Source organism: Burkholderia sp. 22088 (assembly GCF_052045915.1).
In the GTDB taxonomy this organism is placed as follows: domain Bacteria; phylum Pseudomonadota; class Gammaproteobacteria; order Burkholderiales; family Burkholderiaceae; genus Burkholderia; species Burkholderia cepacia.
Map to the genome: position 1 here is coordinate 23,205 of NZ_JBQEPY010000013.1, position 12,659 is coordinate 35,863.

Sequence of the window (12,659 nt, forward strand, 5' to 3'; positions counted from 1 at the left end):
GGCGCACATCCTGCGGGCCGGCGACGTGTGCCAGGGCGGGCGCCGCATGCGCCCTCGCCCGTGCCGGCATCACTTCTTCGCGTCGTAGTCCGGCAGTTCGCACGCCTCGGTGACGACGAGGTTGTTGTCCTTCGCGAAATTCAGCACGAAATCGAACGCCATCGGCTCGACGTCGCGCAGCCGGGAATCGAGGATCACGCATTTGAGGTCGCCGAGCATCGTCGGACGCACGTAGAGCGAATACTTGAGACGCGCGTTCGGCCCGCTCGCCCCCGGCCCGAAGCAGGCCATCACACCGGCCAGACGTTCCGACCAGTCGCTCGGGCGAAACTTTTTCCCGTCTTTCGTGATGCCCTGGATGAAGAATTCGGTCGGAGGGGTTTCAGCCATGTGGTTACCCAAGTGACGGCCCGGCGATGTCCAGGCAACGGCGCCTGGATACGCGAACACAAAGCTGAAACGGACGGCGGCACAAGCATTCAGATGCCCCGAAAACGAGACGTCGACGTGTGCCGCCGGCGGACTGCACCGGATTTGTGCAGCGCACGGCTTGTGTCCGGCAGAGCGCGAAGAGGCTTGCCTGCCGGGCTGGAGAAAACTTTTGGATTATACCGCAGCGCGCCATCGCGCGTCGTTCCGACACCCCTCCTCCTGTGCCGCCCGCAACGCACGGCGATCGCGCCCCGCTTCTCTCCCTGGCTCGTCAAAGCACAGAAAATCCTTTATGCTGCTTTGAGTTATCCACACCCGACGGCGGCGCCGTCCGGCCTTGCTGCCGGGTGCAACCCGCCGCATTTCGCTTCATGACCGCCAAAACCATTCGTCACTACCTGCAGTTCAAGGATTTCTCGCTGGAAGACTACGAGTACGTGCTCGAACGCACGGGTATCCTGAAGCGCAAGTTCAAGAACTACGAGACCTATCACCCGCTGCACGACCGCACGCTCGCGATGATCTTCGAGAAGAACTCGACGCGCACGCGCCTGTCGTTCGAAGCCGGGATCTTCCAGCTCGGCGGCCACGCCGTCTTCATGAGCACGCGCGACACGCAGCTCGGTCGCGGCGAACCCGTCGAGGATTCCGCGCAGGTGATCTCGCGGATGGTCGACATCATCATGATCCGCACGTTCGAGCAGGAGATCATCCAGCGCTTCGCGGACAACTCCCGCGTGCCGGTGATCAACGGCCTGACGAACGAATACCACCCGTGCCAGGTGCTCGCCGACATCTTCACGTACTACGAGCACCGCGGCCCGATCGCCGGCAAGACCGTCGCGTGGGTCGGCGACGCGAACAACATGCTCTACACGTGGATCGAAGCCGCGCAAATCCTCGGCTTCAAGCTGCGCCTGTCCACGCCGCCCGGCTATGCGCTCGACATGAAGCTCGTGTCGCCCGACAGCGCGCCGTTCTACGAGGTGTTCGACGATCCGAACGAAGCGTGCAAGGGCGCCGATCTCGTCACCACCGACGTGTGGACGAGCATGGGCTTCGAGGCCGAGAACGAGGCCCGCAAGCAGGCATTCGCCGACTGGTGCGTCGACGAGGAGATGATGGGCCACGCGAACCCGGACGCCCTCTTCATGCACTGCCTGCCCGCGCACCGCGGCGAGGAAGTGACGGCCGGCGTGATCGACGGCCCGCAGAGCGTCGTATGGGATGAAGCCGAAAACCGCCTGCACGTGCAGAAGGCACTGATGGAGTTCCTGCTGCTCGGCCGCCTCAAGCACTGACGCGCCGGCACCCGGCAACCCATGTAAAAAGCGCCGATCGTCGATCGGCGCTTTTTGTTCGGGCCCACGAAAAGCGGTGCGAAACCCCGGTTACAGGCAGACGGGTTCGGGCTCGAGCTCGACGCCGAAATGCGCGCGCACGTCGGCCTGGATCGCCCGCGCCAGCGCGAGCACGTCGGCGCCCGTCGCGCCGCCGCGATTGACGAGCACGAGCGCCTGGCGGTCGTGCACGGCCGCCGCGCCCAGCACGCGCCCCTTCCAGCCGCAGCGGTCGATCAGCCAGCCGGCCGCGAGCTTGACCTGGCCATCCGGCTGCGGATACGACACGATCTCGGGCGCGCGGGCGCGCAGCGCCTCGAATTGCGCGGCATCGATCACCGGATTCTTGAAGAAGCTGCCCGCGTTGCCGAGGACGAGCGGATCGGGCAGCTTCGCGCGGCGGATCGCGACGACGGCGTCGAACACGTCAAGCGGCGCGGCCGCATCGGGTGCGATGCCACGGGCGTCGAGTTCGCGCGTGACGTCCGCGTAGCCGAGCCGCGGCGCCCATTGCTTCGGCAGCCGGAACGTCACCGACACGATCGCGAACCGGCCAGCCCCTTCCCGCTTGAAGAAACTGTCGCGATAGCCGAACGCGCAGCGCGCGGCGTCGAAGCGCTCGCTGCGCCCGGTCGCCAGCTCGACCGCGACCAGCGAGTCGAAATACACCTTCATCTCGAGACCGTATGCGCCGATGTTCTGGATCGGCGCGGCGCCGACCGTACCCGGAATCAGTGCGAGGTTCTCGAGGCCGGGCATCCCGTGCTCGAGCGTCCATGCGACGAATGCGTGCCAGTTCTCGCCGCCGCCGGCCTCGACGTACCACGCATCGTCGTCCTCGCGCACGACGCGGCGGCCCTTGATTTCATCGAGCAGCACGATACCGTCGAAATCGCGTGTGAACACGACGTTGCTGCCGCCGCCGAGCACGAGCCGCGGCAGGTTCGCGACGCGCGGGTCGCGATGGAGCGCCTCGAATTGCGACGCATGCGTGACGCGCGCGGCAAGGCGCGCGGTCGCGGCAATGCCGAACGTGTTGTGCGCGGCGAGCGGATGGTCGGGAAGCAGCGACAGGGTGGAATCGTCAGGAGGCATCGGCATTCGCGGTCACGTCCGCCCGGGCGGCGCATGGCCGGCCTTGGGCAAACGGAGGGGCATCGGTAAAATGGCAAACAGTCCGCAATTATAGCGAGTGCCCGCGCGCGAGCCGGGCGTCCGCATCTCAAGGGAGGAATGCCATGCCATCGTTCGACGTCGTTTCCGAAGCGAACATGATCGAAGTGAAGAACGCCATCGAGCAGTCGAACAAGGAAATTTCGACGCGCTTCGACTTCAAGGGCTCCGACGCGCGCGTCGAGCAGAAGGAGCGCGAGCTGACGCTGTTCGCCGATGACGATTTCAAGCTCGGCCAGGTCAAGGACGTGCTGATCGGCAAGCTGGCCAAGCGCAACGTCGACGTCCGCTTCCTCGACTACGGCAAGGTCGAGAAGATCGGCGGCGACAAGGTCAAGCAGATCGTCACCGTGAAGAAGGGCGTGACCGGCGATCTCGCGAAGAAGATCGTGCGGCTCGTGAAGGACAGCAAGATCAAGGTGCAGGCGAGCATCCAGGGCGACGCGGTGCGCGTGTCGGGCACGAAGCGCGACGACCTGCAGAGCACGATCGCGATGCTGCGCAAGGACGTGACCGACACGCCGCTCGACTTCAACAACTTCCGCGACTGATCGCCGGACGATCCGTCACGTCATCCCGCCGGGCCCCGCACACGCGGCGCGCCCGGCGTGCGGCAAGCGCCGCGCTTTCTCAGGCCTTGCCGCCGTCCTGTGCGCCGCCGTCCGCGGCCGCCTTCTTCTTGTCACCGATCCGGCTCTCCTGCCCCGCCAGCAGCTTCGAAATGTTGCCGCGGTGACGCCACACGAGCAGCACGCTCATCGCGAGCACGGCCCATGCGACCGGGTTGTGGCCCGTGCCGAACAGGAACACGTCGAACACCGGCGCGAACACGGCCGCCACCAGCGCCGCGAGCGACGAATAGCGGAAGAAGAACGCGACGATCAGCCAGGTGAGCGCGGTCGCGAGCCCGAGCACCGGGTGCACGGCGAGCAGCACGCCAGCCGCGGTCGCGACGCCCTTGCCGCCCTGGAAGCGGAAGAACACCGGATACAGGTGGCCAAGGAACACGGCGATCGCGACCCATGCGACCGCGACGTCGGGCAGGCCGAAGCGGCGGGCGAGCCAGACGGCAATCCAGCCCTTGAACGCGTCGCCGACGAGCGTCAGGATCGCGGCCTTCTTGTTGCCGCTGCGCAGCACGTTGGTCGCGCCGGGATTCTTCGACCCGTACGAACGCGGGTCGGCCAGGCCCATCGCGCCACTGACGACGACGGCGAACGACACCGAACCGATCAGGTAGGCAACGAGGGCGGCGAGCAGGATCTGCATGCGGTGGACTCTTCTTTCAACGTATCGGTAAAGGGACGGCTGCGCGGCAAGCCCGCAAGCCGAAACGGCGCCCATTCTACCGAACGGGCGCGGCCTGCCACGAAGGTGAAACCCTCAGTCGACACTGGCGCACTGTACGGGCTGCGCGCCGAGCAGCGACGTGAGCACGGCCGGCGCAAGACTGACGAGGTAGCCGCGGCGGCCGCCGTTCAGGTAGATCGTCGGCAGTTCGAGGATCGTCGCCTCGACGTAGACGGGCATCGTCTTGCGCGTGCCGAACGGCGACGTGCCGCCGACGAGATAGCCCGAATGGCGGTTCGCGACCTCGGGCTTGCACGGTTCGATGCGCTTCGCGCCGATCTGCCGTGCAAGGTTCTTCGTCGATACCGTGCGGTCGCCGTGCATCAGCACGATCAGCGGCTTCGCATGCTCGTCTTCCATCACGAGCGTCTTCACGACGCTGTGCTCGTCGACGCCGAGCTGGCGCGCCGATTCGCCGGTGCCGCCGTGCTCGACGTAGTCGTACGGATGCTCGCCGAACGCCACGCCGTGGCGGCGCAACAGCTGGGTGGCAGGGGTTTCGGACACGTGTCTGGATTTGCTCATGGCGGCATTTTAATGGTGAACGACCGGCTGGCGCGCAATCGCGCCCTTGGGCCCTTGGGCCCTCGCACCCGCGCCGACGGTATACTCGCGGCCCGTTTTCCGCCGGGCGGCCTGCTGCGTCGCCGCAGCGATTCCGCCCATCATCATTGCGGACATCGCGAAGCGCTATTGCCCGAATGGCCGATTGTGGCGCACGCGCCGTCATGGCACGATCGTTCGCCAACCTCGTCGGCCGCCGCCCGCCCCTTTTCTGGAGACGCCATGTCCTCGCCCCTCCGTTCTTCCGAGCCGCTCGACGTCGATGCACTGCTCGCCGCGCTGCCCCGCCGCATCGCCGACGTGCCCGCACGCCGGGCCGCCCAGGCACCCGGGCATCCGGCGCTGATCGAGGACGCACGCAGGCTGTCGTACGGCGACCTGTCGCAAGCCGTCGATGCGGCGGCCGCGCTGCTCGCCGGCCTCGGCGTGCAAGGCGGCGACCGCGTGATGATCGTCGCCGAAAACTGCGTCGCGCAGATCGTGCTGCTGTTCGCGGTCGCCCGCCTCGACGCGTGGGCGCTCGTGTCGAACGCGCGATTGTCGGCCGGCGAACTCGACGCGATCGCCGCGCACGCACGCCCGAAGCTGATCGCGTTCACCACCGACGTATCGCCCGACGCACGCACGCATGCCGCGCGGCACGGCGCGACACCTGCCGGCGCACTGCCGGTCGACATCGGCGCGTGGTCGTATCGCGTCGACGCGAGCGCGCCTGGCGAACCGGTCGCCGCCGACGGCGCCGCGCAATGCGCGGCGCTGATCTACACGACCGGCACGACCGGCACGCCGAAAGGCGTGATGCTGTCGCATCGCAACCTGCTGTTCATCGCGGCGACATCGAGCGCGCTGCGCCGCGTGTCGCCCGACGACGTCGTCTACACGGTACTACCCGTGTCGCACGTGTACGGGCTCGCGTCGGTCTGCCTCGGCAGCCTGTACGCGGGCGCGACGCTGCGGCTTGCGCCGCGCTTCTCGCCGGAAGCCGTGCGCGTCGCGCTCGCCGACGAAGGCGTCACGATCTTCCAGGGCGTGCCCGCGATGCACGCGAAGCTGCTCGAACACCTGCACACGCACGGCCACGCATGGCACGCACCGCGCCTGCGCTTCGCGTATTCGGGCGGCTCGCCGCTCGACACGAACCTGAAGGCACGCGTCGAGCGCCTGTATGGCGTGCCGCTGCACAACGGCTACGGAATGACCGAGAGCAGCCCGACGATCACGCAGACACCGCTCGACGCGCCACGCACCGACAGCTCGGTCGGCGTGCCGATTCCCGGTGTGGAGATGCGGATCGTCGCGCCGGACGGCACCGACGTGCCGCCCGGCGAAGTCGGCGAGATTCGCGTACGCGGGCCGAACGTGATGCTCGGCTACTACCGCAACGCGGACGCCACCCGCGCGGCCGTGTCGCCGGACGGCTGGTTGAGTACCGGCGATCTCGCGCGGCAGGAGGCGGACGGCGCGGTGACGATCGCGGGCCGCAGCAAGGAGCTGATCATCCGCTCGGGCTTCAACGTCTATCCGGTCGAAGTCGAGCAGGTGCTGAACGCGCACCCTGACGTCGTGCAGGCGGCCGTCATCGGCCGTGCGGTCGAAGGCAACGAGGAAGTGCTCGCGTTCGTCGAACAGGTGCCCGGCGCGACCGCCGACGAAGCGGCGCTGCACGCATGGTGCGCGGAGCGGCTCGCGCCTTACAAGCGCCCCGCGCATATCCGCGTCCTCGACGCGTTGCCGGCCGCATCGACGGGCAAGGTGCTGAAGCACAAGCTGCGCGAGTTGGTCTGACGCAGGCAGGCCGGTGCGCACACCGGAGCCTGCGCGGCAAAACGTGCGCTAACCGCGCGGATGGTGTTGCGCGTGCAGCGTCTTCAACCGCTCGCGCGCGACGTGCGTATAGATCTGCGTGGTCGAGATGTCGCTGTGACCGAGCAGCAATTGCACGACGCGCAGGTCGGCGCCGTGGTTCAGCAGGTGCGTCGCGAACGCGTGCCGCAGCGTGTGCGGCGACAGGTGTGCGCGCACGTCCGCGTGCTGCGCGTGACGCTTGATGATGTTCCAGAACTGCTGGCGCGTCATCCCGTCGCCGCGTGCGGTCACGAACAGCGCGTCGGCCGCGCGCGCGCCGAGCAGCGCCGGCCGCGCATCGCGCAGATAGCGCTCGATCCAGCCGTGCGCGACTTCGCCGAACGGCACGAGCCGCTCCTTCGAGCCCTTGCCCATCACGCGCACGACGCCCTCGTTGAGCCCGACCTCGACGGTCTTCAGCGTCACGAGTTCGCTCACGCGCAATCCGCTCGCATACATCAGCTCGAGCATCGTGCGATCGCGCAGGCCGAGCGGCGTGTCGATGTCGGGCGCGCCGAGCAGCGCCTCGACCTGCGCCTCCGACAACGTCGACGGAAACCGGGCCGCCTGTTTCGCGGACGAGATCCGCAGCGTCGGGTCGGCGCTCGCGCGATGCTCGCGCACGGCCCAGCCGTAATAGCGCCGGAACACGGACAGCCGCCGGTTCGACGACGTCGCCTTGCCGTCGCTGCGCGCGGCGATGTAGCCCGTCACCATCGCTTCGTCGACCGAATCGAGCGACGTGTCGTGGGTTGCGGCGAGCCATTGGGAAAACAGCACCAGATCGCGCCGGTAAGCATCGAGCGTGTTGCGCGCGAGCCCGTGCTCGAGCCACAGCGCATCGCAAAACACGTCGATCGATGCGCGGCTCGCGAGCAGCGCGGGGGACGCCGCGGCGGCATCGCCGTCGGGGGAAATCAGCGATTCACTCATCAGTACGGCACGCCCTCGTGCGCCAGCAGCCAGCGCTTCACTTTCTGGTAATACCCGTTGTCGTCGTGGTTCGCGAAACCGCCGAGGCCGCCCGCCGCGACGACGCGATGGCACGGGATCACGAGCGGGAAGTAGTTCGCGCCGCACGCCTGGCCGACCGCGCGCGGCGCGCTGCCGATCCGCTTCGCGACCTGGCCGTAGGTCAGCACCGTGCCGGGCGGGATATCGCTGATCACGTCCCACACGCGGTGCTGGAACGCGCTGCCGACCTCGGCGAGCGGCAGGTCGAAGCGCGCCGACGCGCGCGCGAAGTAACGTTCGATCTGCTTGACCGCGCGCTTCGCGAGCGGCGTATCCGGATCGACCGGCTTCACCGATTCGGGCAGATAGACGATCTCGCGCACCACCGCGGCATCCGTGCGGATGCCGACCTTGCCGAACGGTGCGTCGATGACTGCATTGAACATGGCCCTCTCCTGACCGATGGAAGCGCGCGGCAGCGCCGCGCGCCGACGACACTTTACGCCGCCTTCACACGGCACGCAGCGCCCATTCGACATGCTCGCGCACGACCGGCGACGGATCGTCGGCCCGCGCGCGCAACGCATCGACGATCGCATCGCGCGCCTGCGGCGCGAGCCGGCCCTCACCCGCGCGCAGCGCGTTGCCGAGCCCGACCGCGAGATTGCGCAGCCAGCTTTCGTAGCCGATGCGCCGGATCGCACTGCCCTGCATCCGCGTATCGAACGTGTCCGCATCCCACGCGAACAGCTCGACGAGCGTCGCGCGGTCGAGGCCGTGCCGCACGTCGAAATCGGCGACGGGCGCGGCCTGCGCGAACTTGTTCCACGGGCACACGAGCTGGCAATCGTCGCAGCCGTACACGCGATTGCCGATCATCGGCCGCAGCGGCTCGGGGATGCTGCCTTTCAGTTCGATCGTCAGGTACGAGATGCAGCGGCGCGCGTCGACGCGGTACGGCTCGACGATCGCGCCGGTCGGGCATGCGTCGATGCAGCGCGTGCAACTGCCGCAGTGGGCGCCGGGCGTCTCGGGCGCGGAGTCGGGCGATGTGTGCGCGTCGGTCGGCAGCGGAACGTCGACGTAGATCTCGCCGAGGAAGAACAGCGAACCCGCATCGCGCTGCAGCAGCAGCGTGTGCTTGCCGCGCCAGCCGACGCCGGCCTTCTGCGCAAGCTCGACCTCGAGCACGGGCGCCGAATCGGTGAACACGCGGTAGCCGAACGCGCCGATCGCCTGCTCGATGCGCTCGGCGAGCGTCTGCAGCCGGTTGCGCAGCACCTTGTGATAGTCGCGGCCGCGCGCATAGATCGACACGACGGCCGCCTGCGGATCGTCGAGCCGGGCCCGTTCGCGCGCGCGCCAGTCGTGCGGCACGAGTGCGCCGGGCGCACCGTCAGCGAGTGTTTGAGCCGGCAGATAGGCGAGCCGCGCGGAGATCACGCGTCGCGTACCGGCCACAAGTTCGGCCGGACGCGCGCGTTTCATCCCATGTTTCGCCATATAATCCATTTCGCCGTGGTATCCGGCTTCCAGCCAGGCGGCGAGGCCTGCTTCGGCATCCGAGAGATCGGTATCGCTGATGCCGATCGCCCCGAAACCCAATTCGCGCCCCCACGCCCTGATGCGCGCGGCGAGCGCAGTCAACGCCGCATCGTCGAGCGCACACGGTGCCGCGCCTTCGGCACGAGTCGAAGGCCTGTCGGATGCGGCGAGTTCCGGTAATCGGTTCATCGCACTATTTTACGAGAATGCCAGCCACGCCCAGCCAACCGCCTCACGACGCCATGCTGCCCGCCCTGCTCGCGGAGCGCGTGATCGCGCTCGCCGACGAAGCGGCCACCGAGGCTTTCGGCACCCGCTTCGCGCAAGCGCTCGACGCGGCGCGCATCGAGCTCGCCCGCGCGCACGCGTTCGACGGGCTGCAGATCCAGCTGGTCGGCGACCTCGGCGCGGGCAAGACGTCCCTCGTGCGCGCCATCCTGCGCGGCCTCGGCCACACGGGGCGCGTGCGCAGCCCGACCTATACGCTCGTCGAGCCGTACGCGCTCGAACGCGAGGATGGGGAACTCGAGGTCTATCACTTCGATCTGTATCGTTTCAACGATCCGGCCGAATGGTCCGACGCAGGCTTTCGCGAATATTTCAATTCCAGCGCGATCTGCCTCGTCGAATGGCCACAACAGGCGGGCACGCTGCTCGGCGTACCCGATCTGGTTTTCTCGCTCGACGTGGATGGCGACGGCCGCGTCCTCACCGTCCGGGCGTACAGCGCTTCAGGAAAGGCATGTCTCGAAAGATGTTGATCAAACCGTTCCGCTCGATCGAATCGGCGGCCACCGCGACGCACAACTGGCGGCGTCGCCAGATCCTGCGCGCGGGCGCGTCGACGCTGGTGCTCGGTCTCGTCGCGCCGCGGCTCGCGCACGCGTCGTCGGTGCTCGGCGTGCGCGTGTGGCCCGCACGCGATTACACGCGCGTCACGATCGAATCCGACCAGCCGCTGCAGAATACCCAACAGCTGCTACAGGGTCCCGACCGCCTCGTCGTCGACCTGAGCGGCCTCGATCTCGACCAGGCGCTGCGCGATCTCGTGTCGAAGATCGCGCCGAACGATCCGCAGATCCAGTCGGTGCGCGTCGGCCAGTATCAGCCGCACGTCGTGCGGATGGTGTTCGACCTGAAAGGTTCGGTGAAGCCGCAGGTGTTCACGCTGCCGCCGGTCGGCGCCTACAAGTACCGGCTCGTGTTCGACCTGTATCCGGCCGTCGCGCCCGATCCGCTGTCCGACCTGATCGCGCAGACGGAACGCAAGGAACAGGCGCTCAACGACACCGCGCGCGCGCAGCAGATGCAGCCGCCGTCCACGCTGGCCGGCCCGGGCACCCCGCCGCCCGCCGCGGGCGACAACAGCGATGCGTTCTTCCAGCGCTTCGCGCAGAACACGCCGGCCACGCCGCACACGCCGCACGCCGCCGGCACGCCTTCGACGCCCGCGAAGCCGGCCGTCAAGCCGCCGCCGGTCATCGCGCGCCGCGACGACAGCGACGACGACGGCGACACCTACAAGTTCACCGCACCGAAATCCGGCAAGGGCGGCACCGTGCGCCTGCTGACGGTGGCGATCGATCCGGGCCACGGCGGCGAGGATCCGGGCGCGATCGGCGGCGGCGGCACGTACGAGAAGCACATCGCGCTCGACATCGCGAAGAAGCTGCGCGCGAAGATCGACGGCGCGCCGAACATGCGCGCGATGATGACGCGCGACGCCGACTTCTTCGTGCCGCTGAACGTGCGCGTGCAGAAGGCGCGCCGCGTGGGCGCGGATCTCTTCGTGTCGATCCATGCGGACGCGTTCACGACGCCGTCCGCGCGCGGCTCGTCGGTGTTCGCGCTGTCCGATCACGGCGCGACGAGTGCCGCGGCGCGCTGGATGGCGAACAAGGAAAATTCGTCCGACCTGATCGGCGGCATCAACATCAAGACGGCGGATGCGGCCGTGAACCGCGCGCTGTTCGACATGTCGACGACCGCGCAGATCCGCGACTCGCTGCGCTACGGCAACTATGTGCTGAAGGAAGTCGGCGGCATCAACAAGCTGCACAAGGGCTCGGTCGAACAAGCCGGGTTCGCGGTGCTGAAGGCTCCCGACATTCCGTCGATCCTCGTCGAGACCGCGTTCATCAGCAACCCGGAAGAGGAGAGCCGGCTGAACGACGACAGCTATCGCGACCAGATGGCCGACGCGATCTTCCGCGGCATCAAGCGCTATTTCGCCGCGAATCCGCCGCTCGCGAAGAACCGGATGGCCTGACGGCCGTATCCGGCCATACTCGGCCACCCCGCCCCGCCGCCGGCACGCACTGCGTGCCGGCGCGTCACGATGCCGCGAAGCGGCGCATCAGTTTCCCGCCGAACACGTTCACCGCGAGCCCGCCCATCACGAGCGCCGTGCCGATCAGCTGCGCGCGCGTCAGATGCTCGTCGAGCAGCAGCGCCGACGAAGCCAGGCCGACGATCGGCACCAGCAGCGAGAATTGCGCGACCTGCGCGGCCGGATAGCGCGACAGCAGGCGGCTCCAGAGCCCGTAGCCGAGCAGCGTCGCGACGAACGCGAGATAGACGACCGCGAAGATCGACGCCCCGTTCAGCCCGGCGAGCGCGGTCGCGATCCGCTGCGGCCCTTCGAACCACAGCGACAGCAGGAAGAACGGCACGGGCGGCACGAGGCTCGCCCACACGACGAGCGACACGAGGTTCGCCCGGCCGACCTTCTTCGTGACGATGTTGCCGAACGCCCACATCGCGGCCGAACAGATCGTCAGCAGGAAGCCCGCGAGCGTCATTGCGCGGCCGCCCTGCGCCGCGATCACGACGAGCCCGCCCGCGGCGATCGCGAGCCCGAGCAGGTTCTGCATGCGCAGCCGCTCGCCGAGGAACAGCATCGCGAACACGAGCGTGAAGAATGCCTGCGACTGCAGTACGAGCGACGCGAGGCCGGCCGGCATGCCGACGTACATGCCGGTGAACAGGAACACGAACTGGCCGAGCTGGATCGTCGCGCCGTACAGCACCAGCAGGCGCCACGGAATCTGCGGCCGGCGCACGAAGAACACCGCGGGCACGGCCGCGAGCGTGAAGCGCAGCGCGCCGAGCAGCATCGGCGGCATGCCGTGCAGGCCGACCTTGATCACGACGAAGTTCACGCCCCACGCCAGGATCACGACCAGCGCAAGCAGCAAGTCCTTCGGGGCCATCATCGGCGTCTCCTCGATTGTCGAATCGTTGTGCAAGGTGTTCTCGAACCCTGTCGCTTTGCGCCAGGCGCCCGAGGAGGCGATCCCCCAAAGGGACCGCCTGCGGGGCAGAAAATACCGGGGCGGCCCGGCGTTTTCCTGGGAAGCCGGTCAGTCTACCGGGTTTCGGCACCCGGCCCGATACCCGCGCGGCGCGAATGGAATCGGCGGCGGACGGCCAGTACAATGACCGGCATCTCCCCCG

13 protein-coding genes are annotated in these 12,659 nt (G+C 68.1%); 5 read left to right on the forward strand and 8 right to left on the reverse strand.

The window, feature by feature from the left end:
* Nucleotides 1-69: 69 nt before the first annotated feature.
* Nucleotides 70-390 carry a DUF3579 domain-containing protein gene (locus ACTJLD_RS24115; RefSeq protein ID WP_021162567.1) on the reverse strand — a complete coding sequence of 107 codons (321 nt, stop codon included), beginning with the start codon at nucleotides 388-390 and terminating at the stop codon, nucleotides 70-72.
* 413 nt (nucleotides 391-803) lie between these two features.
* On the opposite strand from ACTJLD_RS24115, the gene argF reads away from it, so the two are divergent.
* Nucleotides 804-1,733: an ornithine carbamoyltransferase gene (gene argF / locus ACTJLD_RS24120; protein WP_027789281.1), complete on the forward strand. Its 930-nt coding sequence runs from the start codon at nucleotides 804-806 to the stop codon at nucleotides 1,731-1,733.
* A gap of 90 nt (nucleotides 1,734-1,823) precedes the next feature.
* On the opposite strand, the gene murB is transcribed toward argF, so the two are convergent.
* Nucleotides 1,824-2,873: a UDP-N-acetylmuramate dehydrogenase gene (murB, locus tag ACTJLD_RS24125; RefSeq protein ID WP_060195148.1), complete on the reverse strand. Its 1,050-nt coding sequence runs from the start codon at nucleotides 2,871-2,873 to the stop codon at nucleotides 1,824-1,826.
* 137 nt (nucleotides 2,874-3,010) lie between these two features.
* On the opposite strand from murB, the gene ACTJLD_RS24130 reads away from it, so the two are divergent.
* Nucleotides 3,011-3,496: a YajQ family cyclic di-GMP-binding protein gene (locus ACTJLD_RS24130; protein WP_021162564.1), complete on the forward strand. Its 486-nt coding sequence runs from the start codon at nucleotides 3,011-3,013 to the stop codon at nucleotides 3,494-3,496.
* Between the two features lie 79 nt (nucleotides 3,497-3,575).
* On the opposite strand, the gene plsY is transcribed toward ACTJLD_RS24130, so the two are convergent.
* Together plsY and ybaK are read right to left on the reverse strand one after the other, a co-directional pair.
* Nucleotides 3,576-4,214, reverse strand: a complete 639-nt coding sequence (gene plsY / locus ACTJLD_RS24135) for a glycerol-3-phosphate 1-O-acyltransferase PlsY (protein WP_027789279.1) — start codon at nucleotides 4,212-4,214, stop codon at nucleotides 3,576-3,578.
* Nucleotides 4,215-4,328: 114 nt separating this feature from the next.
* The gene (gene ybaK / locus ACTJLD_RS24140; RefSeq protein WP_046544563.1) at nucleotides 4,329-4,820 is read right to left on the reverse strand and encodes a Cys-tRNA(Pro) deacylase; all 492 of its coding nucleotides are present in this window, start codon (nucleotides 4,818-4,820) and stop codon (nucleotides 4,329-4,331) included.
* A gap of 261 nt (nucleotides 4,821-5,081) precedes the next feature.
* Between ybaK and ACTJLD_RS24145 the strand changes: the two genes are divergently transcribed.
* Nucleotides 5,082-6,644, forward strand: a complete 1,563-nt coding sequence (locus ACTJLD_RS24145; RefSeq protein ID WP_440659789.1) for a class I adenylate-forming enzyme family protein — start codon at nucleotides 5,082-5,084, stop codon at nucleotides 6,642-6,644.
* A 48-nt stretch (nucleotides 6,645-6,692) separates the two neighbouring features.
* Here the strand turns inward: ACTJLD_RS24145 and xerD are convergent, their stop codons facing one another.
* The 3 genes from xerD to queG all read right to left on the reverse strand — a co-directional run bounded on the left by xerD (nucleotide 6,693) and on the right by queG (nucleotide 9,392).
* Nucleotides 6,693-7,637: a site-specific tyrosine recombinase XerD gene (gene xerD / locus ACTJLD_RS24150; RefSeq protein ID WP_440659790.1), complete on the reverse strand. Its 945-nt coding sequence runs from the start codon at nucleotides 7,635-7,637 to the stop codon at nucleotides 6,693-6,695.
* A complete protein-coding gene (locus ACTJLD_RS24155) occupies nucleotides 7,637-8,104 on the reverse strand; it encodes a methylated-DNA--[protein]-cysteine S-methyltransferase (protein WP_021162558.1) in 468 nt (155 codons plus the stop codon). Before ACTJLD_RS24155 ends, xerD begins: the two co-directional genes overlap by 1 nt.
* A gap of 64 nt (nucleotides 8,105-8,168) precedes the next feature.
* A complete protein-coding gene (gene queG / locus ACTJLD_RS24160; protein ID WP_060171850.1) occupies nucleotides 8,169-9,392 on the reverse strand; it encodes a tRNA epoxyqueuosine(34) reductase QueG in 1,224 nt (407 codons plus the stop codon).
* A 17-nt stretch (nucleotides 9,393-9,409) separates the two neighbouring features.
* On the opposite strand from queG, the gene tsaE reads away from it, so the two are divergent.
* Together tsaE and ACTJLD_RS24170 are read left to right on the forward strand one after the other, a co-directional pair.
* Nucleotides 9,410-9,964, forward strand: a complete 555-nt coding sequence (gene tsaE / locus ACTJLD_RS24165; RefSeq protein ID WP_134255679.1) for a tRNA (adenosine(37)-N6)-threonylcarbamoyltransferase complex ATPase subunit type 1 TsaE — start codon at nucleotides 9,410-9,412, stop codon at nucleotides 9,962-9,964.
* Nucleotides 9,946-11,472 (forward strand): N-acetylmuramoyl-L-alanine amidase, encoded by a 1,527-nt coding sequence (locus ACTJLD_RS24170; RefSeq protein WP_124919212.1) that lies wholly within the window; start codon nucleotides 9,946-9,948, stop codon nucleotides 11,470-11,472. The genes tsaE and ACTJLD_RS24170 overlap by 19 nt, the downstream gene beginning before the upstream one ends.
* A gap of 64 nt (nucleotides 11,473-11,536) precedes the next feature.
* Here the strand turns inward: ACTJLD_RS24170 and ACTJLD_RS24175 are convergent, their stop codons facing one another.
* Nucleotides 11,537-12,415 (reverse strand): EamA family transporter, encoded by an 879-nt coding sequence (locus tag ACTJLD_RS24175; RefSeq protein ID WP_027789271.1) that lies wholly within the window; start codon nucleotides 12,413-12,415, stop codon nucleotides 11,537-11,539.
* Nucleotides 12,416-12,659: the final 244 nt, after the last annotated feature.